Source organism: Streptomyces sp. NPDC060002, from assembly GCF_042737245.1.
Taxonomy (GTDB): Bacteria; Actinomycetota; Actinomycetes; order Streptomycetales; family Streptomycetaceae; genus Streptomyces.
On the sequence record NZ_JBHWUW010000010.1, the window covers coordinates 51458 to 77550 of the forward strand.

The 26093-nt window shown below is 71.0% G+C and carries 21 protein-coding genes; 10 read left to right on the forward strand and 11 right to left on the reverse strand.

Annotated elements, in window-relative coordinates:
- Positions 1–151: 151 nt before the first annotated feature.
- Positions 152–1975, reverse strand: coding sequence for a phosphoenolpyruvate carboxykinase (GTP) (locus tag ACFWBD_RS12250; protein WP_385666084.1), 1824 nt, complete (start codon positions 1973–1975; stop codon positions 152–154).
- 315 nt (positions 1976–2290) lie between these two features.
- On the opposite strand from ACFWBD_RS12250, the gene ACFWBD_RS12255 reads away from it, so the two are divergent.
- The 4 genes from ACFWBD_RS12255 (at position 2291) to ACFWBD_RS12270 (ending at position 6118) form a co-directional block, all read left to right on the forward strand.
- Complete coding sequence (locus ACFWBD_RS12255; protein WP_385666085.1) at positions 2291–3004, forward strand: hemolysin III family protein; 714 nt, start codon at positions 2291–2293, stop codon at positions 3002–3004.
- Between the two features lie 125 nt (positions 3005–3129).
- Entirely contained in the window at positions 3130–4725 is a 1596-nt protein-coding gene (locus ACFWBD_RS12260) for a DHA2 family efflux MFS transporter permease subunit (RefSeq protein ID WP_385666087.1), read from the forward strand.
- Positions 4726–4729: 4 nt separating this feature from the next.
- Complete coding sequence (locus ACFWBD_RS12265; RefSeq protein WP_385666089.1) at positions 4730–5359, forward strand: TetR/AcrR family transcriptional regulator; 630 nt, start codon at positions 4730–4732, stop codon at positions 5357–5359.
- 33 nt (positions 5360–5392) lie between these two features.
- A complete protein-coding gene (locus ACFWBD_RS12270) occupies positions 5393–6118 on the forward strand; it encodes a Mut7-C RNAse domain-containing protein (RefSeq protein WP_385666091.1) in 726 nt (241 codons plus the stop codon).
- A 7-nt stretch (positions 6119–6125) separates the two neighbouring features.
- On the opposite strand, the gene ACFWBD_RS12275 is transcribed toward ACFWBD_RS12270, so the two are convergent.
- From ACFWBD_RS12275 to ACFWBD_RS12295, 5 genes are all read right to left on the reverse strand, one after another.
- A complete protein-coding gene (locus tag ACFWBD_RS12275; RefSeq protein ID WP_385666093.1) occupies positions 6126–8561 on the reverse strand; it encodes a galactose oxidase-like domain-containing protein in 2436 nt (811 codons plus the stop codon).
- On the reverse strand, positions 8558–9748 hold the full coding sequence (locus ACFWBD_RS12280; protein WP_385666095.1) for a glycosyltransferase: 1191 nt from the start codon (positions 9746–9748) through the stop codon (positions 8558–8560). Before ACFWBD_RS12280 ends, ACFWBD_RS12275 begins: the two co-directional genes overlap by 4 nt.
- Positions 9745–11394, reverse strand: a complete 1650-nt coding sequence (locus ACFWBD_RS12285; RefSeq protein ID WP_385666097.1) for an ArnT family glycosyltransferase — start codon at positions 11392–11394, stop codon at positions 9745–9747. The genes ACFWBD_RS12280 and ACFWBD_RS12285 overlap by 4 nt, the downstream gene beginning before the upstream one ends.
- Positions 11391–12755, reverse strand: coding sequence for a glycosyltransferase (locus ACFWBD_RS12290; RefSeq protein WP_385666100.1), 1365 nt, complete (start codon positions 12753–12755; stop codon positions 11391–11393). The genes ACFWBD_RS12285 and ACFWBD_RS12290 overlap by 4 nt, the downstream gene beginning before the upstream one ends.
- Positions 12756–12968: 213 nt before the next feature.
- Positions 12969–15014: a thioredoxin domain-containing protein gene (locus ACFWBD_RS12295; protein ID WP_385666102.1), complete on the reverse strand. Its 2046-nt coding sequence runs from the start codon at positions 15012–15014 to the stop codon at positions 12969–12971.
- A 157-nt stretch (positions 15015–15171) separates the two neighbouring features.
- On the opposite strand from ACFWBD_RS12295, the gene ACFWBD_RS12300 reads away from it, so the two are divergent.
- Complete coding sequence (locus ACFWBD_RS12300) at positions 15172–18372, forward strand: tetratricopeptide repeat protein (protein WP_385666269.1); 3201 nt, start codon at positions 15172–15174, stop codon at positions 18370–18372.
- A gap of 309 nt (positions 18373–18681) precedes the next feature.
- Here ACFWBD_RS12300 and ACFWBD_RS12305 read toward each other — a convergent pair whose 3' ends face one another.
- Together ACFWBD_RS12305 and mca are read right to left on the reverse strand one after the other, a co-directional pair.
- Complete coding sequence (locus ACFWBD_RS12305; protein WP_385666104.1) at positions 18682–18975, reverse strand: hypothetical protein; 294 nt, start codon at positions 18973–18975, stop codon at positions 18682–18684.
- Positions 18968–19828, reverse strand: a complete 861-nt coding sequence (gene mca / locus ACFWBD_RS12310; RefSeq protein WP_385666271.1) for a mycothiol conjugate amidase Mca — start codon at positions 19826–19828, stop codon at positions 18968–18970. The genes ACFWBD_RS12305 and mca overlap by 8 nt, the downstream gene beginning before the upstream one ends.
- Before the next feature lie 125 nt (positions 19829–19953).
- Between mca and ACFWBD_RS12315 the strand changes: the two genes are divergently transcribed.
- Positions 19954–20355 (forward strand): DUF4307 domain-containing protein, encoded by a 402-nt coding sequence (locus ACFWBD_RS12315; protein WP_385666106.1) that lies wholly within the window; start codon positions 19954–19956, stop codon positions 20353–20355.
- Positions 20356–20564: 209 nt separating this feature from the next.
- Positions 20565–21065, forward strand: a complete 501-nt coding sequence (greA, locus tag ACFWBD_RS12320) for a transcription elongation factor GreA (RefSeq protein WP_385666108.1) — start codon at positions 20565–20567, stop codon at positions 21063–21065.
- Positions 21066–21144: 79 nt separating this feature from the next.
- Here the strand turns inward: greA and ACFWBD_RS12325 are convergent, their stop codons facing one another.
- From ACFWBD_RS12325 to ilvA, 3 genes are all read right to left on the reverse strand, one after another.
- Positions 21145–22008, reverse strand: a complete 864-nt coding sequence (locus ACFWBD_RS12325) for an ABC transporter permease (protein ID WP_385666110.1) — start codon at positions 22006–22008, stop codon at positions 21145–21147.
- Complete coding sequence (locus ACFWBD_RS12330; protein WP_385666112.1) at positions 22005–23033, reverse strand: ATP-binding cassette domain-containing protein; 1029 nt, start codon at positions 23031–23033, stop codon at positions 22005–22007. The genes ACFWBD_RS12325 and ACFWBD_RS12330 overlap by 4 nt, the downstream gene beginning before the upstream one ends.
- 247 nt (positions 23034–23280) lie before the next feature.
- On the reverse strand, positions 23281–24510 hold the full coding sequence (gene ilvA / locus ACFWBD_RS12335) for a threonine ammonia-lyase (protein WP_385666114.1): 1230 nt from the start codon (positions 24508–24510) through the stop codon (positions 23281–23283).
- 163 nt (positions 24511–24673) lie between these two features.
- On the opposite strand from ilvA, the gene ACFWBD_RS12340 reads away from it, so the two are divergent.
- From ACFWBD_RS12340 to ACFWBD_RS12350, 3 genes are all read left to right on the forward strand, one after another.
- Positions 24674–25183: a MarR family winged helix-turn-helix transcriptional regulator gene (locus ACFWBD_RS12340; RefSeq protein WP_385666273.1), complete on the forward strand. Its 510-nt coding sequence runs from the start codon at positions 24674–24676 to the stop codon at positions 25181–25183.
- 134 nt (positions 25184–25317) lie between these two features.
- Entirely contained in the window at positions 25318–25824 is a 507-nt protein-coding gene (locus ACFWBD_RS12345) for a sigma factor-like helix-turn-helix DNA-binding protein (protein ID WP_385666115.1), read from the forward strand.
- Positions 25821–26069: a hypothetical protein gene (locus tag ACFWBD_RS12350; RefSeq protein ID WP_385666117.1), complete on the forward strand. Its 249-nt coding sequence runs from the start codon at positions 25821–25823 to the stop codon at positions 26067–26069. Before ACFWBD_RS12345 ends, ACFWBD_RS12350 begins: the two co-directional genes overlap by 4 nt.
- Positions 26070–26093 lie beyond the last annotated feature (24 nt).

Here is a 26093-nt window from a genome sequence, read left to right on the forward strand (position 1 = left end):
CGTCTCCTCGTCGGGGCGGACGGGGAGACGACGACAGGCCCATGGCCACGTACGCCGTTGTACGCGGCTCGCCGCATCGCACCGCGGCCGGCCGTGACGATCACTGGTCAGGGCAATCCCGTGCCGGCCGCGGAGTCTTCCGGGGTGGGCCTCAGCCCAGGCGCTGCACCAGCGCGCGGTACTCGTCCCACAGTTCCTTCGGGGTGTGGTCGCCGAAGGTGTTGAGGTGCTCGGGGACCAGGGCGGCCTCCTCGCGCCAGACCTCCTTGTCCACGGTGAGGAGGAACTCCAGGTCGGAGTCGGCCAGTTCGAGGCCCTTGGTGTCGAGGGCCTCCTTCGTCGGCAGGATGCCGATCGGGGTCTCGACGCCCTCGGCCTTCCCGTCCAGGCGCTCCACGATCCACTTCAGCACGCGGCTGTTCTCGCCGAAGCCGGGCCAGACGAACTCGCCCGCCTCGTTCTTGCGGAACCAGTTGACGTAGTAGATCTTCGGGAGCTTCGACTGGTCCTTGCCCTTGGCGACGTCGACCCAGTGGCCCATGTAGTCGCCCATGTTGTAGCCGCAGAACGGCAGCATGGCGAAGGGGTCGCGGCGCAGCTCGCCGACCTTGCCCTCGGCGGCGGCGGTCTTCTCGGAGGCCACGTTGGCGCCGAGGAAGACGCCGTGGTTCCAGTCGAAGGACTCCGTCACCAGCGGGACCGCCGAGGCACGCCGGCCGCCGAAGAGGATCGCCGAGATCGGCACGCCCCTGGGGTCCTCCCACTCGGGCGCGATGATCGGGCACTGCGCGGCGGGGACGGTGAAGCGGGCGTTGGGGTGGGCGGCGGGGGTGCCGGACTCCGGCGTCCAGTCGTTGCCCTTCCAGTCGGTGAGGTGGGCGGGAGTCTCCTCCGTCATGCCCTCCCACCAGATGTCGTTGTCGTCGGTGAGGGCGACGTTGGTGAAGACCGAGTTGCCCCAGAGCGTCTTCATCGCGTTGGCGTTGGTGTGCTCACCGGTGCCGGGCGCCACGCCGAAGAAGCCGGCCTCGGGGTTGATGGCGTACAGGCGGCCGTCCTCGCCGAAGCGCATCCAGGCGATGTCGTCGCCGATGGTCTCGACGGTCCAGCCGGAGACGGTGGGTTCCAGCATGGCGAGGTTGGTCTTGCCGCAGGCGCTCGGGAAGGCGGCGGCGACGTACTTCGGCCCGCCCTGCGGCGGGGTCAGTTTGAGGATCAGCATGTGCTCGGCGAGCCAGCCCTCGTCGCGGGCCATGACGGACGCGATGCGCAGGGCGTAGCACTTCTTGCCGAGCAGGGCGTTGCCGCCGTAGCCGGAGCCGTAGGACCAGATCTCGCGGCTCTCGGGGAAGTGCGAGATGTACTTGGTCCGGTTGCAGGGCCACGGGACGTCCGCCTCGCCCTCGGCCAGTGGCGCTCCGAGCGTGTGCACGGCACGCACGAAGAACCCGTCGGTGCCGAGTTCGTCCAGCACCGGCTGTCCCATACGGGTCATGGTGCGCATGGACACGGCGACGTAGGCGGAGTCGGTGATCTCGACGCCGATCGCGGAGAGGTCGGAGCCCAGCGGGCCCATGCAGAAGGGGACGACGTACATCGTGCGGCCGCGCATGGAGCCGCGGAACAGGCCCTTCTCACCCGAGAAGATCTCCCGCATCTCGGCGGGCGCCTTCCAGTGGTTGGTGGGGCCGGCGTCCTTCTCCTGCTCGGAGCAGATGAAGGTGCGGTCCTCGACCCGGGCGACATCGGTGGGGTCGGAGGCGGCGTAGTAGGAGTTCGGGCGCTGGACCGGGTCGAGCCTCTTGAAGGTGCCCTTCTCGACGAGCTCGTCGCACAGTCGCTCGTACTCGGCCTCGGATCCGTCACACCAGACCACGTTGTCCGGCTGCGTCAGTTCGGCGATCTCGTTCACCCAGGAGACGAGTTCCTGGTGGTGGGTGGGGATGACGGGGGGAGCCGCGATGTCGCGCGCCACGATTGCTCCTAAATGAGGGATTTTTTGTCTGGAGGCCCCGTGGGGGCTGCGACCCGGATGCTTCGGATGGTGACCTTGGCGCTCATCCGGTGTCGACCGCACTCATTTGATCATCCGATGCTACCGCCCATATGTCCATAGGGCCTCACAGGTGAGCGGAGTGAGGATGGCCACGTGTAGAGGCGTCGTTTTGCGTCCACATGACGTTCAGCCGACGGCCCTTTGACCCGGCCCCCGTGAGACGCCGGCCACTCTTCGCCCATCAGCACGCCTGACTGATCCGCAACTTACGGTTCCGTAGGTACGATTCGGCGCATGACTGCGCCCGTCCCCGACGCGCCAACGGACACGCCGGCCGCCGGCCGTGGTCCCGTCGCGCTCCCCCTGCCGCATCCGGTCAAGCCCAAGCTCCGCGGCTGGCTGCATCTCGGAATGTTTCCGGCCGCCCTCATCGCGGGCCTCGTGCTCACCGCCCTCGCCGACTCCACCCGCGGCCGCATCGCCTGCGGCGTCTACGCCCTCACCGCGTGCCTGCTGTTCGGCGTGAGCGCGCTCTACCACCGGGGCGACTGGAGCGCGCGCATGGACGGCATCCTGCGCAGACTCGACCACGCGAACATCTTCCTGATCATCGCGGGCACCTACACACCGCTCACCCTGCTGCTCCTGCCGGAGCCGAAGGGCCAGTGGCTGCTGTGGAGCATCTGGGCCGCGGCGGTCGCGGGCATCGTCTTCCGGGTCTTCTGGGTCGGCGCCCCGCGCTGGCTCTACACCCCCTGCTACATCGCGATGGGCTGGGCGGCCGTCTTCTTCCTGCCGGACTTCATGCGGGCGGGCGGCATCGCCGTCATGGTCCTGGTGATCATCGGCGGGCTCCTCTACAGCGCGGGCGGCGTGATCTACGGCATCAAGCGCCCCAACCCCTCACCGCGCTGGTTCGGCTTCCACGAGGTCTTCCACTCCCTGACCCTCGCCGCCTTCGTCGTGCACTACGTCGGCATCTCCTTGGTGGCGTACCAGCACGGATAACGTCACTTCTCCGCCTTCTTCCGGCCACGGCTTCCGAGCCGTGGCCCTTTTCGTGTACCGGTTCCGGCATTCCGGGAGGTCCTGACGATTGACGCGCCCCATCTTTTGAGAGTTACTCTCATTTCATGGCTACTGTCACGAACTCTGCTGCGGTGGGATCCGACCCACGCCGCTGGTGGGCCCTCGGGGCCCTGGTCGCGAGCATGCTCACGCTCGGCTTCGACTTGACGATCCTCAATGTGGCGCTCCCGACGATGGCGGAACAGCTGGGCGCCAGTACCGGTCAGCAGCAGTGGATGGCCGACGCGTACGTCGTCGTCTTCGCGGCCCTGATGCTCCCGGCCGGCCTGCTGGGCGACCGCTTCGGCCGACGGAACATGCTGATCACCGGGCTGGGGATCTTCCTCGTCGGCTCGCTGGTCGGCACGCTGGCCGGGGACGTGAACGCGGTGATCGCCGCCCGCGCCGTGATGGGCGTCGGGGCCGCGCTGGTCACGCCGCTCGCGCTGTCGGTGCTGCCCTCGCTGTTCGCGCCCGAGGAGCGCACCAAGGCCGTCGGCATCGTCTCGGCCGGCTCGACGCTGGGCCTGCCGCTCGGGCCGATCATCGGCGGCTGGCTGCTCAACCACTTCTGGTGGGGCTCGGTCTTCCTCATCAACATCCCGATGGCCGCGATCGGCATCGCCGCCTGCGTCTTCCTGCTGCCGGAGACCCGCGACCCGGCCTCCCCCAAGGTCGACGCCGTCTCCACCGCGCTCACCGCGGCCGGGCTCGGCGCGCTCATCTACGCGATCATCGAGGCGCCGACCCGGGGCTGGGGCGACCCGCTGGTCCTCGCGATGGACGCCATGGCCGTCGTGCTGATCACCGCGCTGGTCCTGCGCGAGCGCCGGGTCACGCGGCCCATGCTCGACATGGGGCTGCTCGCCCACCGCGGGTTCCTGTTCAACACGCTCGCGGCGACCCTCCTCATGTTCGTGCTGTCCGGCCTGCTGTTCGTCCTGCCGCAGTACCTCCAGGCCGTCCTCGGCAACGACGCCCTCGGCACCGGTGTGCGGCTGCTGCCGATGATGGGCGGTCTGATCGTCGCCGCACGGGCCGCGCAGCCCGTCGTGGTCCGGTTCGGGGCGCGGGCGGTGGTGAGCGCGGGCCTGGTGGTGCTGGCCTTCGCCATGCTGCTGGGCAGCCGTACGACGGTCGACTCCGGTTACGGCTTCACCGCGCTGTGGCTGTCGATCGTCGGCTTCGGCTTCGGCTTCTCGATCGTGCCCGCGATGTCCGGCGCCCTGGGCACCCTGCCCAGCGATCGCGCCGGCAGCGGATCCGGCCTGCTGATGACCCTGCGCCAGGTCGGCGCCGCCATCGGCATCGCCCTGCTCGGCAGCCTGCTCGCGAGCACCTTCCGCGACCGTCTCGACGTCACCGGTCTGCCCGCCGGGGTGGCCGACACCGCCGGGGACTCGGTGGTCGCGGCCCATGTGATCGCCGAAAAGGCGAACCTGACCGATCTCGCCGTCTCCGCGAACTCCGCCTACGTCCACGGCATGAGCCTGGCGCTGCTGGTCTGCGGCATCGCCGCCCTGGCCTCGGCGCTGCTGGCGGCCGCGTTCCTGCCGGGGACCGCACACGTGGAGGAGACCGAGGACGCCGGTCCCGTGGGCGCCGGTCCCGTGGGCGCCGGTCCCGACTTGGTCACCCCCACGGCCGATGCCCGACAATGAGCCCATGACGGCCGCACGCATCAGCTCTCCCGCCGACCACCCCCCACCGGGTCTCCGGGAGCGCAAGAAGATCAAGACCCGCGAGGCGATCCGCACCGCCACCTACGCGCTGGTCGGGGAACAGGGGTACGACGCCACGACGATCGACCAGATCGCCGAGCGCGCCGAGGTGTCGCCGTCGACCGTCTTCCGCTACTTCCCGACCAAGGAAGACATCATCCTCACCGACGAGCAGGACCCGATCCTGCTGGAGGAACTGCGCTCCCGGCCCGCGGACGAGGCGTTGGCGGACACCATGCGGTACGTGATGCGGGAGGGTGCCCGCAGGGGCTTCGACGAGGACCCGGCAGTGGCCCGGCTCCGCACCCGTCTGATGGTCCAGGTTCCGGCGGTGCGCTCGCGGATGATGGAGAGCATGTCGTCCATCGGCCGCATGCTCTGCGTCGCGATCGGCGAGCGCACCGGCCGCGACCCCGACAGCCTGGAGGTCCGCGTCTACACGATGTCCCTGCTCGGCGGCCTGATGGAGACCGCCCTGTACTGGGGCGAGCACGGCCACGAGGACGACTTCGCCGCTCTCCTCGACCGCACGCTGGAGGTGCTGGAACACGGCCTGAGCAAGGAAAACCGCTGAGCCCCCGCCCCTCCCCCGTGCCATCCTGACCAGGTGAACGCACTCGAGATCCGCGTCGAAGTCGCCCCGGAGCTGGCCCTGTTCGTCCCGCACACGCGGCGCGCGGGAGCCACCGCGCTCGCCGTCGACGGCGTCGCCACCCTCGGCCATGTCGTCGAGTCGCTCGGGGTGCCCCTCACGGAGGTCGGCACCCTGCTCGTCGACGGCCGTGCGGTACCGGTCTCGCACATCCCGGCCGCCGGCGAGTCGGTGACCGTCCGCCCGGTGGCCCGCCCGCAGCGGATCCCGGGAGCGCCGCTGCGCTTCCTCCTCGACGTCCACCTCGGCACCCTGGCCCGCCGGCTGCGACTGCTCGGCGTGGACACGGCGTACGAGTCGACCGACATCGGCGACCCGGCGCTCGCCACCCGCTCGGCGGCCGAACAGCGCGTCATGCTCAGCCGGGACCGGGGCCTGCTGCGGCGGCGCGAGCTGTGGGCGGGCGCGTACGTCTACAGCACCGACCCCGAGGAGCAGCTCCGCGACGTCCTCGACCGGTTCGCGCCCGAACTGCTTCCCTGGACGAGGTGCACCGCCTGCAACGGAATGCTGCGCAAGGCCACCAAGGAGGAGGTCGCCGACCAGCTGCGGCACGGCACGCGGCAGTCGTACGACGTGTTCGCGCAGTGCCTGTCCTGCGGGCGCGCGTACTGGAAGGGCGCGCACCACGAGCAGCTGGTGGCCATCGTGGAACGCGCCCTGGCGGAGTTCACGGGCTGAGGCCCGCCTAGTTCTTGCGCAGATCGTCCTTTCCGCAGGCGAGGCCGTCGCGGTCGGGGTCGAGCCGCAGCGGGTCGTCCTTGCCGTTGACCTTCAGCCGGCCGTAGTCGTTGGCCCTGAGCCAGGAGCAGCGGGCGGCCGTCGTCTTCTTCACCGTCGCCGGGAACGCCGTAGGCACGCACACGTTGACCGAGCCGTAGTGCCGGTCGCAGCCGGAGACGGTCGGGCCGACCGCCTGCGAGGTCCGCTTCCTGCCGGGGCCGGTGACCTTGCCGGTCAGGTCGTCGGCGAAGGAGTGGACGTGCGGTGCGGCCTCGGTGCCGAAGGACACCGAGAACGTCGACGCGGAGTCCGCGCTCAGTGCGGCCGGGCCCTGGAGGTGCACCCACTTCGCCACCGACGGCACCCCGTTCGCGTCCACCGCGAAGAGCATGTACCAGCCGGGCGGCGCCAGGTTCGGATTGCTCGTCACATTGAGGTCGACGTTGTTGCCGTCGACCGACAGCGGGAGGTCCACGAAGCGCTGGTTCGGGTCGGAGGAGTGGGTCACCGCCGCCGGGCGGATCAGCTCCGCCTTGGCGACGGGCCGGTCCACCGTGACGCGCTGGGTGTCGCCGTACGTCCACTCCGTGTCGATGACCGATGTGATCGTCGGCCGGGCGCCCTTGAGCAGGTAGGGCGGGGTGTAGATCGACACGTTGTGGTTCCAGGTGCCGTTGCCCGGGTTGTCGCCGGTGGACATCACCCGGCCGTCGGGCAGCAGGAACGAGGAGGAGTGGTAGCCGCGGGCCTGCGGGTCGGCGGCGACGGGATCGAAGGTGTTGGTGCCGGGGTCGTAGAGCGACGACTCGAAGACCGGGTCGGCCCGGTTGTGCAGCGCGCCGCCCGACTCCAGCACCTTGCCGTCGGGCAGGAGCACGGCGGACACGTACATCTTGCCCTGGGCGCCGGTCTCGGGCACGGGCCCGTTGCCGAGGTCCACGGTGCCCTGCGGGAGCGGTGGTCCGGCGACGTACGTCGGGTTCGCGGCCTTCAGGTCGATGACGTCGGTGAGCCGGTTGCCGTCCGGGTTGGAGTCGATGTTGCCGCCGCCGAGGGTGAGGACCTTCTGGTCCTGCGCCGGAGGCAGCAGCACGCTCGCCGACTGGTCGCGCTGGTCCTTGTTCCGGAGGCCGGGGATCTGGGTGACCGTGTTGGCGTCGTAGTCGTAGACCGCCGAGCCCGTGCCCGGGATGTTGTTGCCGAAGACGTGGCTGCCCGAGTAGAAGAGGCGGCCGTCCTGCATCAGGATCATCGACGGGTACAGGCCCCAGTACGACCAGGTCTGGTTGACCTTCCACAGCGGCTGCCACTGCTGCTCGGCCTGCGAGAACAGCTCGGCCGTCACCGATCCTGTGGAGTCCTCGCGCAGCCCGCCGAAGGACAGCACGTCACCGTTGCCCATGACCGTGGCCGACGGGTACCAGTGGCCGTCGTTCATGTCGTTGGTCCTGCCGTACGTCTCGGTGACGGGATCGAAGACGTACGAGTCCTTGAAGCCCTCGTAGCCGTGCCCGCCCGCCACCGGGTAGGCCTTGTTGCCGCTCATCACGAGGACGCGCCCGTCCTGGAGCTGCACGTGCCCGGCGCAGAACATGTCCTTCGGCGTGGGGACGACCTGGTAGCTGCCGTTCGCCGGGTCGTACACCGCCGACGTGAACGTGCCCGCGTCGAACTGCTCCTCGCTGTTGCCGGAGCCGGCGATGAGCAGCACCTTGCCGTTGTCGAGGACGACGGAGTGCATGGAGCGCACCGGGTTCTGCGTCGGGAGCACGTCCCACCTGCCGTTGGCGCAACTGTCGGCGGTGCCCGTGCAGGTCGCGGGCGGGAGGACGTCCGGCACCTGCTCCATCGTGTAGTCGTCGGTGGTCACCGAGCCGGTCCCGTAGACGGAGACGCCCCAGGTGATGCGGTCGGTGCCGGCCGGCACCGCGGGGGTGCGGACGGTGGCCCGGGTGTACGCGGACGCCATGTCCAGCGTCTTGAGGTCCGTCCAGTACTGCCAGCCCGCCGTCGCGTCGTGGCGGAAGAGGGTGACGGAGGTGTCGGGCGTCGTCGACTTGTACCAGAGCGACAGGTCGTACTGCCTGCCGACGGTCACCGCGGGCGCGCACGCCGCCGACTCGGTGATCAGCGCCTTGCGGTCGCCGTCGACCCGGCGGGTCAGCGTCACCTTCATCGCCTTGGCCCCGGTGTGCGCGTCCGAGGTGTGCGCGAAGGCGAAGTCGTTGTCGCCCCAGCCCGACTTCTCCCAGCAGTACGGCATGCCGTCCGTACCGGACGTCTCGAAACCGGCGTTCTTGATGAGGTCGGCGGCGGACGCGGGCTGCGGGCCGGCCAGCAACAGGCCTCCGGTGAGGCCCGTCACCGCCAGCAACGCGACCCGTCTACGGCGTCTGTTCACACGGCTCTCCTTGCGGTGCGGCTCCCCCGCGGCCTCCTGCGGGGGAGGTAGACCAGCGCTTCGGTACCGGCGAAGCGCACGACGAACGTCGTCACCAGCGCCAGCGCGGTCGCGGACAGCGCGCCCATCCCGAACCGGTGCACGAACAGCGCGATCAGCGGGATGCGCAGCACCAGGTCGGCGTTGGCGAGCAGCGCGAACCGGCCGGCCCTGTCCCACCAGCGGCGATGGGCCCGGCGGTCGCGGAACAGCAGATGCTCGATGAGGACGAAGTTCCAGGCGACGCCGAGCTGGTTGGCGAGGATCTCGGCCGGCACGTAGTGCAGTCCGGCGGCGGTGAGGGCCCACAGCCCCAGCAGGTTGGGCAGGAACCCGGTCGCCCCGATCAGCCCGAAGCCGATCATGCGGGCGACCGGCGAGGCGGTGCGCAGTCCGACCAGGTGGCGCAGGAAGCGGAAGCCCTCCCGTGCGCTCGACTTGGACTCGCCCGCGAACCGCTCCTCGAAGACGAACGGGACCTCGCCGACCGCGCGCGGGCGGCTGCGGACGGCGAGTTCGAGGAGGATCTTGTAGCCGAGCGGCTTGAGGGCGTCGGCGGTGACCGCGCTGCGCCGGATCGCGAAGAACCCGCTCATCGGGTCGCTGATGCCGCGCAGTCTGCGCGGGAAGAGGGACTTCGTGAGCCAGGTCGCCCCGCGCGAGACGGCCACCCGGTAGCTGCCCGCGAGGCCGGCGCGGCTGCCGCCCTTGATGTACCGGGAGGCCACGACGAGCCCGGCGTTCGACCGCTCCCCCGTGGCCACCAGCTCCGGGACCAGGGACGGGGGATGCTGGCAGTCGCCGTCCATGACGACGATCCAGTCCGACCCGGCCGCCTTCATCCCCTCGACGACCGCGCCGCCGAGCCCGCCGACCGGTTCCTCCCGGTGCAGCACGGTCACCGGGAAGGGGCAGTCGCGCGCCGCGTCCCGGATGACCTCGGGGGTGTCGTCGGTGGAGTCGTCCACGAAGACGACCTCGCAGGGCAGCCGGGACGGCACCGACTCGGTGATCCGGTGCAGCAGTTGGCGGATGTTCGCCGACTCGTTGAAGGTCGGCACGACGATGGTGACCGCGCCGGGCTCGGCGAGTTCGGCCGCGCTCAGATCGGGGACGGGGACGCTGTACTCGGTGTAGTCGTGGCTCATCGGACGCCTCCGGAGTCGGTCTGGATCCGCCGGATCTCGATCCGGTCCTCACCGGAGCCGAAGGTGGCCACCGGCGTCGAGTGCTCGAGGGCCGCCCCGACCTGCGGCAGGTCGCTCGCGTCCCGCCGGACGGTCGGCGAGGCGACGACGTAGTCGATGTCCCGCCAGCCGTTCGGCAGGGTCTTGGTGACGGCCGGGTCGAGGTCGGCCTTGTAGAACCAGATGGCTCCGAGTCCCGGCCGGTAGCCGGCGTGCACCAGGTCCAGCCAGAGCGCGTCGTCGACCAGGACACGGGTGCCGGCCGGGTCCTCGACCTCGGTGGACAGCCATGTGGAGGCGGCCCGGTAGGGGGCGTTGGCGTCGGCGGTGACGGCGGTGCGGTCACCGTCGTACCAGCGCGGGACGACGTACGCCCCGGCTGCCAGGGCGAGGACGGCCGCGAGGGCGTAGCGGCCGCCGGTCCGCCACCGTGCCTCGTCCGGCCCGCGTCGTTTGCGCAGGACGGCATGGGCGACGCTCGCCGTCCCGCCGGCCAGGACGAGCGCGAGGAACGGCAGCGCCTGGATGACGTACATCGCGGGCAGGTAGCCGCTGGGCCGCATCGCGACCACCGCGAGGATCGCCACCGCCAGCGAGGGTCCGGCGAGGGCGCGGGCGGTGACCGACCAGCGCCAGGTGAGCAGGAGCAGCAGCGCGCCGGCGAGGCCGCCGAGGATCAGCACCCGGTCGTAGTAGAGCCACGACCGGAGCACACCGTGGGACCCCGAGCCCTGGTCGAGGATGAAGCCCGACCCCGGTCTGGTCATCTGGTAGGCGATGCCGTCCCAGAGGGAGACATGTCCGCTGCCCGGCAGCAACTCGCCCTTGAGCAGGGCGAAGAGGGGATAGGCGAGGCCGATCAGCACGCAGGCGGTGACCGCGCCGGTGAGGGCGAACTTACGGGTGTCGCGATGGCTGTGCCGCCACATGGTGACGAAGACCGCCGGGAGGACGAAGAGCATCGTCTCCTTGGTGAGCACGGCCGTCGCGGCGGCGACGCCCGCGCCGAAGTGGTGCCAGAGGTGGCGGCTCGGCGAGGCGGCCAGGGTGAACGCGAGCAGGGTCCACATCACCGCGAGGTTGTCGAGGAAGATCTCCCGCTGGAGGACGACCGAGAGCGGGGAGAGCCCGAACAGGACCATGCCGAGCCCGGCCGCCCAGCGGGGCAGCGACAGCCGCCGCCCGAGGACGTGGACGAGGACGGCGCTGACCGCGCCGATCACGAGCATCGTGGCCCGCATCGCGCCGACGGTCATCGAGTCGGGGCTGATCAGCTTGGGGATCCAGGTCAGCAGGGCGAGCTGGATCCAGCCGAGCGGCGGGTGGTCGTACCAGTAGGTGTAGTGGGCGAGGCCCCTGCCCTCCTGGACGGCCCAGGCCTGGGCGAGGTAGGTGCCCTCGTCGTCGCTGAGGGTCGGGTAGTCGGCGATGTTCCAGCCCTGCACGACGAGGATCGCCACCAGGAGCACGCCGCACAGGATCAGGTCGGGACGGGACCGGCGCAGCCGCTTCGACGAGGCCGTTCGGCCGGTCGAACGCGAGTCAGGCACAGGTCGGCGCTGCGCGGGGACCGTGCCGGTGGTCACCGCGGGAAGGGTGGAGGTCACGCAGGAACGTCCTCTCGGATCACTGCGGGATCGGAAGCGGGTGCGGCCGCGGGCCCAGGTCCGGCCGCGGGCCCAGGTCCGGCCGCGGGCCCGGAAGTGGCTGCGGTCGCGGGCCCGGAAGTGGCTGCGGTCAGATGCGCACCGACATGCGAGGTCAACTCCCATTCGTTTCGGCCGCGTTGTTCACGCCAGACGGCGCGCATCGCGGCTCCCGCGAGGAGCACCTGGTAGAACGGGCCGCCCGCGACGAGCTTGAGGTAGTGGACGAGGCGGACGCGCAGGCCGTACTGCTTGCCGAAGTCGTGCAGGCCGACGAGCTCGAAGACGAAGGTGACGAGGGCCGTCACGGCCGGCAGGAAGGTGACGAAGGCGATCCCGACGGGCACGTCGAGGAAGAGCGCGATCGCCACGTTGAGCGGGATGACGACCCCCGAGAACGCCTGCAGGAACGGCGTCATGAGGGTGTAGCGGGCCAGCAGCCGCTGCCCGAACCCGGGGAGTTGCTTCCAGTCCTTCTTCCGGTAGACCTGGAGGAACCCCTGGTTCCAGCGGGTGCGCTGCTTGAGCAGGGACATCAGCGAGCCCGGGGTCTCCTCCCGGGTCACCATGGCGGAGTCGTAGGCGACGACGACCTTCTTGCCGGCGCTGGAGAGGCGGACCCCGAGATCGCAGTCCTCGGCCAGACAGTCGGGGTCCCAGCCGCCGGCCTCCCTGAGGGTGTGCGTCCGCACGAAGACGGTGTTGCCACCCAGCGGGATGAATCCTTTCTGCGCATGCAGATGGAGCCGGGAGCGGAACCAGAAGAAGTACTCCAGGCAGTTGCGCAGGCTGTACCAGCTGGAGTGGAAGTTGATGAGCTGCACCCCGCCCTGCACGACGTCGGCCTCCGTGGTCCGGAAGGCGTGGTCGACATGGGCGAGCAGCTCGGGATGGACCTGGTCCTCGGCGTCGAAGACCCCGACGACATCGCCGCGGCAGTGCGGCAGCGCCGTGTTCATGGCCTTCGGTTTGTTCTTCTTCTCGTGGGTGTCGACGAGGACACGGACGCGCGGGTCGCGTTCGGCGGCGCTCTCGGCCACCGCCGTGGTCTCGGGATCGTCGTGACCCACGATGACGATGATCTCGAAGTCGGTGTGGCCGGACTCCAGCAGCCGCTGGATGGTGTGGTCCAGCACGGCTTGTTCGTGCCGTGCCGGAAGCAGCAGCGAGAAGGAGACGTGTTCGTCGCCGTCCGGGCTGCTGAACCGGGTGGAGGCGAGCACCTCGGGCGTACGCCACGCGTGCATCTGCCACCACAGGGTGAACGCCGCCATCCAGAACAAGGCCAGTGAGACGGCAGCGATGAAGACAGATGTGAGCAAGCAGATCCCCCCAGATCCCAGAGCCCCCTGTAGCGACGGCGTGTCACATCCGTCGCGTCACTGTGGAGAGACTAGGGGGACTCTGTGAAGTCCGAGAACTCTTCCGATAAATAGATTGTTTCGGAACTCTGCCGCCCGTAACCCGACTTATCCGAACAGGTGCTCAGCTTTCCCCTCGGGATCGAGACAGTTTTGCAGCTGTTTCCAGCCGTTTCAGCCGCTCACCACGGTGGTCAACGCCGTGCGCAGTCGCTCGGGGTCGGTCGTCGGGGCGTCACACGTGAAGTTACGGCAGACGTACGCGGTCGGTTCACCGTTGACCGCCGGCCGGTCGGCGAGCAACGGGAACTCGTCGCTCCCCGGGGTGCCGAACGCGACGACGGCACCCGGGGCGGTGCCCAGAAGTGCCGTACGGTGCAACGCCGTCGAGGCCGGGTCAGCCGTGCCGGGCGCGACCACGGCGACCTCCCGCGGCCCGTCGAGCAGCGCCTCGGCGGCAGCGAGCCCCCACCCGATGAACCGGGGCACCCGCGGCCCGAGCGCCTTCACGACGCCCAGCGCCCGCTCCGCCGCCGTGCGGTGGGGTTCGGATCCGGTGTGGGCGGCGTAGCTCAGCAGCGCGCCCGCGGCGGCGGTCCAGCCGGAGGGCACCGCGTTGTCGGTCGGATCCTGCGGACGCCGGATGAGCCGCTCGGCGTCGGCCGCGGTGTCGTACAGCGCGCCGGACTCGGGGTCGACGAACCGGACGAGGACGTGGTCGAGCAGGAATCCGGCGAACTCCAGCCAGACGCCCTCCCCGGTCACGGAGGCGAGGGCGAGGAACCCCTCGGCCACGTCGGCATAGTCCTCGAGGACCCCCGCGTTGGCCCCGGCCTTTCCGTCCTTGCTGGTACGGGCGATGCGGGCCTGCTCGTCGAGATGCAGCCGGACGAGGAGATCGGCGGCCCCGACCGCGGCCTCCACGAGATCCGGCCGGTCGAAGTAGGCGCCGGTCTCGGCGAGCGCGGCGATCGCGAGCCCGTTCCAGGCGGCGACGACCTTGTCGTCCCGGCCCGGGGCGGGCCGTCCGCCACGCTCGCGCAGCAGCCGCTCCTTGATGCCGGCGATCCTCTCGGCGTCGAAGACCTCGTCCTGCTGCGGGAGCTGGAGGACGGAGGAGCCGTGCTCGAAGGTGCCCTCTTCGGTGACGCCGAAGTAGCGGGCGGCCAGCTCGGCGTCCCGCGGCCCGAGCACCTCGGTGAGCTGCTCGGGCGTCCAGACGTAGTACACGCCCTCGATGTGCTTCCCGCTCCCGTCGTCGCTGTCGGCGTCGAGCGCGGAGGCGAACCCGCCCTGCTCGGTGCGGAGTTCGCGCACCAGGAAGTCGGCCGTCTCCAGGGCGACCCGCCGGGCGAGCTCACTGCCGGTGGCCCGCCAGAGATGGGCGTACACCCGGCACAGCAGGGCGTTGTCGTACAGCATCTTCTCGAAGTGCGGCACGACCCAGTCACGGTCGACGGAGTACCGGGCGAACCCGCCGCCGAGCTGGTCGTAGATCCCGCCCCTGGCCATCCGTTCGCAGGTGTCCCGGGCCATCTGGAGGGCGCCCTCGGCACCGGTCCGCGCATGGTGGCGGAGCAGGAACTCGATCACCATCGACGGCGGGAACTTCGGCGCGCCGGCGAACCCGCCCCGCTGCGGGTCGTACTCCCGGGTCAGCCCCAGCAGCGCCTGCGACAGCTCCTGCTCACCGGGGGCCATGCCGTCCCCGTAGGAGATCTCCCGTCCCGCCAGATCCCGGACGATCTTCCCGGCGACCTCGGCCACCTCGTCCCGCCGCTCGGTCCAGGCCTGCCGCACCCCGTCCAGCACCTGCCGGAAGGAGGGCATGCCCTGCCGGGGCGCGGGCGGGAAGTACGTCCCGAAGTAGAAGGGCTCGGCGTCGGGCGTCAGGAACACGGTCATGGGCCAGCCACCCTGGCCGGTGGCCGCCTGTACGGCCTCCATGTAGACGGCGTCCACGTCGGGACGCTCTTCCCGGTCGACCTTGACGCTGACGAAGTGCTCGTTGAGACGGTCGGCGGTCTCCTGGTCCTCGAAGGACTCGTGCGCCATCACATGGCACCAGTGGCAGCTCGAATATCCGACACTCAGCAGCACCGGCACGCCCCGCCTGCGCGCCTCCTCGAAGGCCTCCGCCGACCAGGGCCACCAGTCGACGGGGTTGTCGGCGTGCTGGAGGAGGTACGGAGACGTCTCATGGGCCAGTCGGTTCGGCATGGGGACCATCCTGCCGCAGTACCCCGCTCGTCACTCGTCAGGCGCCTCCGGGCGGTCACCGCCGCGGCGGCCCGGGACCCCTCGCCCCCTCGCGTCGCGGAGCCGTCCGCCGCACACTTGACCAAGGAACGCGGTGACCTCCGGAGGGGGACGGGACATGCGGGACGGCCATAGGGCGGAAGCCGAGCGGTTGTTGGCGCGGGCCGTGGAGGAGGAGGTACGGCGCTCCGGCGGGCGCAGCGACCGGCAGGTGCTGATGACACGGGCGCGCGGCGCGCTGGACGCCATGGCGCAGACGGCCGCCGAGGAGTACGAGGCCTACGCGCGCGCCCTGGAGGAGACGGAGGCCCGGCAGGTCAGCTTCGGACAGCGGTACGCGCGGGAGGGCGGACGGACTCCCCTGCTGGTGGCGGGTGTTGCGGCCGTCACGACGGCGGTCGCCGATCTCGCGCTTGGCACCGGGCCGGGTACCGCGCTCGGCGCCGGGGTGGCCGTCGGGGTCGTCGGCGCCGCGGCGACCGTCATGAAGGTGGCTAGCTCCCATCTGCCGGCCGCGCATCACCGGGCCGGCGAGGCGGGGCAACCGGGCGGCGCCGAGCAACTGCGGCTGCAATGGCTCACCGCACTGGAGGTGCGGGGCATCCGGCCGTTCCTGGATCAGCAGCGGATGCTGAGCGCGACGACCGGCCCGAAGAAGGCGGCGGGACCGCAACTGCGCGGCGCCGACAAGAGCGCGGCGGCGCGCGGACGGACCGTGCTGGCCCAGTCCTTCACCCAACTCCCGGAATTGGCAGGCCCGTTCGCCGGGCGCCGGACCGAACTCGGGCAGCTTCGGCAGTGGGTGCAGACGGCGCGCGCCGGCACCCGGACCCGGCCGACGGTCGTCGTGCTGCACGGACCCCCCGGCAGCGGCCGCACCGCCCTCGCGGTGCGGGCCGCGCACGAGCTGCGCGACCAGTTCCGCGGCGCCTGCGTGGTGGACCTGCGCGGCGACAGCGCGCAGGAGGCGCCACTGCCCACCCGGGACGCCCTGCTGCACCTGCTGAACCGGCTCGGCGCGCCCCGCGAGCAGCTCCTCTTCCGTGAGCGCTCCTCCGCGGACCAGCAGGTCAAACGGCTCACCGAGCTGTACCAGCAGCACCTGACCGGTCTGCCGGTCACGGTGATCCTGGACGACGCCTCGGACCCCGAACAGGTCCGCGCACTCATGCCGGAACGTTCCGACAGCCTGGTCCTGGTCACCGCCCGGAGCCCGCTGGGGCTGCCGGCCGAGCTGCCCGCATGGGTGCACGAGCTGGCGGTGCGTCCCCTGGACGCGGCGGGCGCGGAGGAACTGCTGGGCGCGGCCGCCCGGGACGACTCGGGTCCGTACGACGCCGAATCCGCCGACCGTATAAGGGAGTTGTGCGGCGGACTGCCGCTGGCGCTGCGCGTCGCGGGTTCCTCGCTGGGCCCGCGCTCACCGCGCGCGCTGGCGGCGGACCTGGGGGTGTACGGCCCGGTGGAGCCGGTCGAGCGCGCCCTGTGGCTGCGCTACACCGACCAGCCGGACGTGACCCGCAGACTGCTGCGCCGGCTGGCCCTGGCCGGGCGGGCCTCGCTCGGCACGGCCGCGGCGGCCGCGCTCCTCGGCACGGACCGCGCGGAGGCGACCGGCCATCTCGCGGCCCTCGCCGACGCCGGTCTGGTCGACCACGTACGCGGCGACCGCTACCGCCTGCACGACCTGGTCCGCGCCTTCGCCCAGTCCCGGCTCCTCGACGAGGAGGAGCAGACCGAGCGCTCGGCGGCCCAGGAACGCCTGATCGTCAGCTACGCCGAACTCGCCGACTCCGTGCTGCGGCTGGTCGACGGCAACATGTCGACCCGCTCGGACCGCTTCACCCCGCACGGCTTCACCTCCCTGGACGAGGCGCTGCGCTGGCTGGACGACGAGTCGAGCTTCATCACGGCGACGCTGCGGCACGCGGACGGCGTGGACCAGAACGCCGTACTGAGCCTGCTGGGCGCCCTGTGCGACTACTGCCTGCTGCGCGGCGACCTCTACCGGCTCGGTGAGATCAGCGAGCTGGCGCAGTCGGTCGGCCAGGACCTGCTGGTGCGGTCCGTGCAGTGGCGTACGGGTATCGCGGCCCGGCAACTGGGCGAGCTGGACAAGGCCCGTACGACGCTCAGCTCGGTCGTCGACCTCTATCTCCAGGCCCACCACGACGCGGGCGCGGCACGCGCCCTGTGCTCGCTGGGCATCACCCTGCACCACCAGGGCCAGCTGACGGAGGCGGCGGCGAAGCTGCGGGAGGCGATGGACCTCCAGGCCGCGCCCGAGCTGGCCACGGACCGGGCCTGGACGATGCACGCGCTGGCGGCGGTGCAACGGGACAGGGCGCATCTCGCCGAGGCCCTCGACCTGCTCACCCGCTCGCTGGTCCTGCACCGCGAGGGCGGCTCCGTGCACGGCGAGGCATGGGCGCACTTCCAGCTGGGCCAGCTGAATCTGCGCCGCGGCGACGTCCCGCGGGCCGAGGCCGATCTGCGCGAGGCCCTCGATCTGTACGGCCGCACCCGCGACGCGCGCGGCGAGGCCTGGGCCCTGACCCAGCTGGCACGGGCCCGGCTCATCGCCGGGGATCCGGGCCCGGCGGCGGAGGACCTGCGCCGGGCGTCGGCACGGCACCGGGACAACGAGGACGCGCGCGGCGAGGCCTGGACGGTCTACTACCTGGGCCTGGCCCTGGAGGAGACGGGCGACCTGGACCACGCCGTCCGCGAGCTGGAACGCTCCCGCTCCCTCTTCTCCCGCATGCGTGACGTCTACGGCCTGGCCTGTGCCCGTCACCACTCGGCCCGGGTGACCCGCGACCAGCGCGCCGCCCAGACCGGTTCACTGCGCAACTCGGGCTTCGCCCGGCAGCTCCTGGTCGACGCGCGCGCCGACTTCCAGCGCATCGGCGTCGCGCACGGCGAGGCCTGGACCTGCCTGGAGCTCGCGATCGTCGACGCGGGGAACGTCCGTACGCAGGCGGCGCTGGCCCTGTGCGAGGAGGCGGCCGGCCTGTTCGCGTCGTACGGCGACCGGCGCGGCGAGGACTGGGCCCGGTTCCTGCGCTGCACCCTGCTGCCGTACGCGGCCCCGGGCGGGGTGGAGGTCGGCACGGCGGTGGCCCAGGAGGAACTGGCCCAGCTGGTCCGCATGGACCACCCGCTGCGCGACAGCAGCCTCAACGAGTGCCTGGAGGCCTACGGCCTGCTGCTGGACCGGGGCATCCGCCTGGAGTCCGGCTGGCAGGCCTGGCGGCTGGGCATGGTCCCCGGCAGACACGGACGGGAGGTCATGGGGGTGGCGGTGGGCGACGAGTAGGCGGCGCCCGGCCGGGCCGACAGGACGCCGGGTGCGCCCGGCCGGGCCGACGGGCTTCGGGGCTCCGGGTACGCCCGCGCGGAAACGGCGGGGCGGGGGCGCGGAGGCGGGGCGGAGGCCCGGGGCTCCGGGCTCCGGGTACGCCCGCGCGGAAACGGCGGGGCGGGGGGCGCGAAGGCCTCGACGAGGGGGGCGGGCGCCACAAAGGGCGCGTGCGCCGGGGTGGGGCGGTCGGCCCGCACCCCGGCGCACGTCCTTGCCGATCCGCTCGCTCACCGGCTCGTCACGCGGCCCCGCCGCGCACTCGCCTCACGAGGTCGAGGAGGGCTTCCCCGTCGCGGTCCCCGTCACGGTCGTCTTCGCGGTCGCCGTCGCCGTCGTCGCCCCGGCGGCGGAGGTCTGCTCCGGGTCCGCCGGCTCCTTGAAGTCGACCTTGCCCATGTGCTTGCTCATGGACTTCATCAGGCCCCACACCGCCACGGCCATCGCCGCGAAGACGATGAAGCCGAGGACGCCGGGGGTGACCTTGTTCTCGTCGACCTCCTTGGCCAGCGGGACGAGGTGCGTCATTGCCAGACTCACGCTTGCGCTCATGTCAGGCATTGTCGCGGATGCCCGCAAAGAGGTCGTCCTCGGGGAGGGAGGTATCGACGCGGGACTTCACGAGCTCGTACTCCTCCGTGGGCCAGACCTCCTTCTGGATCTCCATCGGCACCCGGAACCAGCCGCCGTCGGGGTCGATCTGCGTGGCGTGCGCGATCAGCGCCTTGTCACGGATCTCGTAGAAGTCGGCGCACGGAACGTGCGTGGTGAGCGTGCGCTCCTTCTGACCGAACTCGTCCCAGCGCTTGAGCCACTCCCCGTAGGGGGACTCCAGACCGCGGTCGAGCATCGCGTGGTGCAGCGCCTCGGTGCGGGGACGGTTGAAGCCCTGGTTGTAGTACAGCTTCGACGGCCGGTACACGGGCCCGAACTCGGCCTCGGGGTACTTGGCGGGGTCGTCCGCGCCCTCGAACGCCACCATCGAGATCTTGTGGGTCATGATGTGGTCGGGGTGCGGGTAGCCGCCGTTCTCGTCGTAGGTGGTGATCACCTGGGGACGGAAGGAGCGGATCTGCCTCACCAGTTCACCGGCCGCCTTGTCGACGTCCTCCAGGGCGAAGCAGCCGTTGGGCAGCGGCGGCAGCGGATCGCCCTCGGGCAGGCCCGAGTCGATGAAGCCGAGCCACTCCTGCCTGATGCCGAGGATCTCGCGAGCCTCGTCCATCTCCTTCTTGCGTACCTCGTGGATGTGCTCCTCGATGTACTTGTCGCCCTGAAGCTTGGGATTGAGGATGGAGCCGCGCTCCCCGCCCGTGCAGGTCACCACCAGCACGTCCACCCCCTCGGACACGTACTTCGCCATGGTGGCCGCGCCCTTGCTCGACTCGTCGTCGGGGTGCGCGTGAACGGCCATCAGTCGCAGCTGGTCAGTCAAGACTCAATCCTCGGTAAGTCGGCGCCCGGTGTGAACCGGCGCGATCGCAGGCTTCTATAGTGACCGAATCGGAAGGCGAATAATTCCGTGCCGGGAGGACGATCATGAGTACGGCGAGCACGCGACCGCCCGAGGGCCGCTACGGCCGCTCCTCGGACGAGCGGGCCGACCACAGGCTCAGGATCACCGGCGCCGTGCTGGGCGCGCTCCTGCTCGCCCTGGTCGGGTACTTCGCCTACCACTACGTCGGCCAGAACAAGATCAGCGCCGAGGTGATCACCTTCAAGGCGACCTCGGACGAGGCGGTACAGCTCCACCTGGAGGTCCGCAAGGACTCGGGCGCGAGCGGCTACTGCACGGTGCGCTCGCAGGCGGCCGACGGCGTCGAGGTGGGCCGGGCGGACTTCCGCTTCTCCGGTTCGGACACGCGCATCGACCGGACGGTCACGCTGCGTACGACGTCGAAGGGCACGACGGCGGAGCTGCTCGGCTGTCACGCCGACTGACGCAGACCGGCACCGGGGCCGCCGGGGCCGCCGGGCGAGAGTCACCCTCCGCAATACGTACGCACTGACCTGCGTCGACGTAATTCTGATGGCTTATGTCCTCCCCCTTCGGCCACTGAATTGTTAGGCTCGTGGTTTCGCCCATCGCCTGAGGAACATGCTTTTGATAGGGCGATGCTTTGTATTCCCAGTACCGACGAGGAGCACCTGTGACCCAGACCAGCGAGTCCGTCACCTGGCTGACCCAGGAGGCGTACAACAAGCTCAAGGTCGAGCTTGAGTACCTTACTGGTCCTGCGCGCACGGAGATCGCCGCCAAGATCGCGGCCGCGCGCGAGGAGGGGGACCTGCGTGAGAACGGTGGGTACCACGCGGCCAAGGAGGAGCAGGGCAAGCAGGAGCTCCGTGTGCGCCAGCTGACCCAGCTTCTCGACAACGCCAAGGTCGGTGAGACCCCGGCTTCCGCGGACGGCGCGGTGGCGCCCGGCATGGTGGTGACGATCGCCTTCGACGGCGACGAGGACGACACCATGACCTTCCTGCTCGCCTCGCGCGAGTACGCGAGCTCGGACGTCGAGACCTACTCTCCGCAGTCCCCGCTGGGCACCGGCGTGATCGGCCACAAGGTCGGCGAGGACGCGGAGTACGAGCTGCCCAACGGCAAGAAGGCCTCCGTGCGCATTCTCAAGGCCGAGGCCTACAGCGACTGACCGGCCCCTGTCCGTCGCCCCCGCTGTGACCCGCCCCCGGCGCTCGTGCCGCCGGGGGCTTCGTCATGCCCGGGAGCGCTCAGGCCGTCGCCGAGCGGTACTTGCGCACCGCCAGCGTCCGGAAGATCACGACGATCAGCACCGAGTAGATCAGCGAGGCCCAGACCGGGTGCTGCATGGGCCAGGCGTCGGACGGCGACTGGCCCGGGTTGGCGAAGAGCACCCGGCAGGCCTGGACGGTGGCACTGAACGGGTTCCACTCGGCGATGTGACGCAGCCACGGCGTCATGTTGCTGGTGTCCACGAACGCGTTGGAGATGAAGGTCACCGGGAAGAGCCAGATGAGTCCGCCGGAGGTGGCCGCCTCGGGGGTACGGACGCTCAGGCCGATCAGGGCGCCGATCCAGGTGAACGCGTAGCCGAGCAGGAGCAGCAGCCCGAAGGCGGCCAGCACCCGGGCGGCGTCGGTACTGCCGTCGGAGCCGACCCGCCAGCCGACCAGCAGGGCGACCACCGCCAGGACCAGCAGGGTGAGCGCCGTCTGCACGAGGTCGGCGAGGGTGCGGCCGGTGAGCACCGCGCCGCGCGCCATGGGCAGGGAACGGAAGCGGTCGATGAGGCCCTTGTGCATGTCGTCGGCGATGCCCGCGCCGGCTCCGGCGGTGGCGAAGGTGACGGTCTGCGCGAAGATGCCCGCCATCAGGAAGTTCGTGTAGTCGGCGGCGCTCGTGCTGCCGCCGATCTGCATGGACCCGCCGAACACGTAGGTGAACAGCACCACGAACATGATCGGCTGGATGAGCCCGAAGATAACCATCTCCGGAATGCGGGACATCCGGATCAGGTTGCGTTTCGCGATCACCAGCGAGTCGCGGACGGACTGTCCGAGCGGGTGGGCGGGCTTGGGCGCCGCGCCGCGCACGGCGTCGGTGACGGCACTCATTCGACGGTCTCCCTCTCGCTCTTTCCGCTCTGACCGCGCTGGTCGTCGCGTCGGTCCTCTTCGCTCTCGCTCTCCTCGGCCTTGTTCTCGGCGACGTGTCCCGTCAGGGACAGGAAGACGTCGTCGAGGGTGGGGCGGCGCAGGCCGATGTCGTCGATCTCGATGCCACGGGTGTCGAGCTCACGGATGACCTCGGCGAGGAGCTTGGCGCCGCCGGTGACGGGCACGGTGAGCTTGCGGGTGTGCTGCTCGACGGTGGTCTCGCCCTTGCCGAAGCCGGCCAGTACCTCCGCGGCCGTGGCGATGTGTTCGCGTTCGTGCACCACGACCTCCACGCGCTCTCCGCCGGTGCGGGCCTTCAGCTGGTCGGAGGTGCCGCGGGCGATCACCCGGCCGTGGTCGACGACCGCGATGTCGTGCGCGAGATGGTCGGCCTCTTCGAGGTACTGCGTGGTGAGCAGCAAGGTCGTGCCGCCGGAGACGAGACGCTTGATCACCTCCCACAGCATCTGGCGGTTGCGCGGGTCGAGGCCGGTCGTCGGCTCGTCCATGAACATCACGGGCGGTGAGACGACCAGTGCCGCGGCCAGGTCGAGGCGGCGGCGCATGCCCCCGGAGTAGGTCTTCGCGTTGCGGTCGGCGGCTTCCGCGAGGCCGAACTGGTCGAGCAGCTCGGTGGCCCGGGCCTTCGCCGCGCCCGCCTTCATCTGGTACAGCTGGCCGACCATCTGGAGGTTCTCGCGGCCGGTGAGGTATTCGTCGACCGCCGCGAACTGGCCGGACAGGCCGATGGAGCGGCGGACCTCGTTGGGATGCTTGAGCACGTCGAGGCCGGCGACCATGGCCCGGCCGCGGTCGGGGCGCAGGAGCGTGGTCAGGCAGCGGACCGTGGTGGTCTTGCCCGCTCCGTTCGGCCCGAGCAGGCCGAGGACCGTGCCCTCCGGGACGTCCAGGTCCACGCCGTCCAGAGCCTTTACGTCGCCGAAGGTCTTCACCAGGCCTTCGGCATAGATGGCACCTGGCATATCAGTCTCCACGTCATTGAGGATTCTTCGGAAAGCCTAGGTTTGTACTTTTCGTTCCGCCCGATGAGAGGTGGGGGGAGCGGCGCGAGACACACCATAACGCGATGTATCGCGTCTCACAATGGTCTTTCCCGAACGAGTGACGAAGGGACTGGGAGCGGGATCGAAGCGGGCGAAACGAGCTCGGGGCAGGCTCCGAGCGGGTTCCGGGAGGGTTTCGCCCCTCGGGCGACGCCCCTTGCCGGCTTCAGTCGATGACGGTGTAGCCGGCGTCGCGCAGGGCTCGGCCGACCTCGGCGCAGTGCGCCGGCCCCTTCGTCTCCAGGTGCAGCTCGACCTCCGCCTCGGTCAGCCCGAGCCGGGGATCGGTCCGCAGATGGCTCACGTCCAGCACGTTGGCGTCGACCACTGACAACGTCCCCAGGAGCGTGGCGAGGGCACCCGGCCGGTCCGTCAGCCGCAGACGTACGGCCAGGTAGCGGCCCTGCGCCGCCATGCCGTGCCGCAGGACGCGCTCCATCAGCACCGGGTCCACGTTGCCGCCGGACAGCACCGCGACGACCGGGCCCTCGAAGGCGCCGGGCGCGCTGAGCAGCGCGGCCACCGGGCTCGCCCCGGCCGGCTCGACGACCAGCTTGGCCCGCTCCAGGCACAGCAGCAGTGCCGCGGCCAGCTCGTCCTCCGTCACCGTGCGCACCTCGTCCACAAGATCGCCGACGATGGAGAACGGCACGTCACCGGGCCGGCCGACCTTGATGCCGTCGGCCATCGTCGCCGGGGTGCGGATCGAGACCGGCCGCCCGGCCGCCAGCGAGGGCGGGTACGCCGCGGCCCCCGCCGCCTGCACCCCGACGATCCGCACGTCCGGCCGCAGCGCCTTCACCGCGACCGCGATGCCCGCCGCCAGCCCGCCGCCGCCGATCCCGACGACGATCGTGCGCACCTCCGGGCACTGCTCCAGGATCTCCAGGCCGACCGTGCCCTGGCCGGCGATGATGTCGGGGTGGTCGAAGGGGTGGATGAACACCGCCCCCGTCCCGGCCGCGTACTCCTGCGCCGCGGCCAGCGTCTCGTCGACCACCTGACCGTGCAGGCGCACCTCGGCGCCGTACTCACGGGTGGCACTGATCTTCGGCAGCGGGGCTCCCTGGGGCATGAAGACCGTGGAGCGCACGCCCAGCACCGCCGAGGCCAGCGCCACGCCCTGCGCGTGATTGCCCGCGCTCGCCGCGACGACCCCGGCGGCCCGCTCCTCCGGCAGCAGCCCGGCGATCCGCACGTACGCGCCGCGCAGCTTGAACGACCCGGTCCGCTGGAGGTTCTCGCACTTGAGGTGCACCGGCGCCCCGACCAGCTGGGACAGGTGCCTGCTGCCCTCCATGGCGGTCATCCGCGCCACACCCGACAGCATCTTCTGGGCCCCGCGCACATCGTCGAGGGTGACGGGACGCAAGGAGTCAGCCGTGCGGTAGCTCATGACTCCAGCATCGCAGTTCACAGGCGGCCACGACCTCTGTGACCAACCTCCGAGACCGGTTTCCGCAGCGTCGGTACGACCCGCCTTCCAGCCGCGTACTCTGTCCCCCATTCCAGCAGCCCCTTCATGAAGTGAGCCCCCGGCCATGCCCACAACACCTGAAATGTCGATGGACATGACGACCGTCGGTGACACCGGTCTTCTCGACACGTTGCAGCACGAGGTCGCGGTGTTCGCCCGCCGTGCCGAACAGACCCGGCTCGGCGGCGTCGGGCAGGTGCGCAACTCCATGGACCGCGCCGCGTACCTGCTGCTCAACCGCCTCGACAAGGAAGGCCCGATGGGCGTCAAGGCGCTCGCGGCGAGCATGGGCATCGACTCGTCCACCGTCACCCGGCAGGTGGCTCCGCTCGTCGACACCGGCCTGGTCAAGCGGACCTCGCACCCCGAGGACGGACGGGCCGTGGTGCTCCAGCTGTCCCCGCGCGGGCAGTCCCGTCTGGAGGAAGTACGTTCCTCCAGACGCCAGTTGATGGCCGAGCTGACGGACGACTGGGCGCCGGAGGAGCGCGAGACGTTCTGCGAGCTCCTCACCCGCTTCAACACCGCGCTGTCCTCACGGATGGCGGCCCAGGGCGTCCCGGGCGCCGAGCCGTCGTCATCCGCTTCCTGAACCGGGTCGCACGCGCGCGTGCGGCGACTTTCGGGCAGCCGTGCGCGGCCCTTGACCGAAAGCCCGCCCTGGGCCTCATATGAGACCGGGGCGTATGGCCCTCCAGGGGGACGCCGTCAGGCGGGAGGCTCGGTGTGCGGGAGAGGCGTGCGGCCCAGGAAGCCCGCCGGGCCCGGGAGTTCGAGGCGTTCGTCGCCGGAGCGGGCGGGCGGTTGCTGCACGCCGCCACACTGCTCACGGCGGAGGCCCCGGCCGACAACCCGCGCGCACGGCGTCTGCTGACACTCGCCCTCGCACACACGTACGCGTGCTGGGACCGGCTGCACGGCGAGGACCCCTACGACCGGGCCCGCGAGTACCTGGCCACCCGCTTCGCCCACGGCGCCTGGCACCGGTACGCCGCTCTGCCCCTCGGGCGGCCGCTACCCGCGGTCGGCCCGCTGGCACGGCTCACCCCGCAGGAGCGCCTCGTCCTGGTCCTCAGGCTCTACGAGGGCGTCGCCGACGAACAGGTGGCGGCTCTGCTCGGCCTGCCGGCGGAACGGATCCGTGCCGTCTGCGACCGGGCGACGGCGACGCTCCTGCATCCGCCGCGGGGCCCGGCGCCCGCGGTGCGCCGGGCGAGGGCGGCGGCGTCGTGAACCGGCCCGAGCGGGAGGCCGCCGTACGCCGGATCATGGAGCGGACGGCACCGCGCGTGCCGACGGAACTCCACGCGGACGTCGTACGCCGGGGCGGCAGGATACTGCGCCGCCGGGCGGTCGCCCGGCGGCTGCTGTGGCTGCTGCTGTTCGCGGCCGCGGTGGCGTTCACGGTCTGGGCGGTGGTGGCCCAGCCGTGGGTGGAGCCGCCGTCGCAGACGACCCCACCGCTGACCGGCTGGTGACCCCGAAGCGCGGCCGAAGGCCTT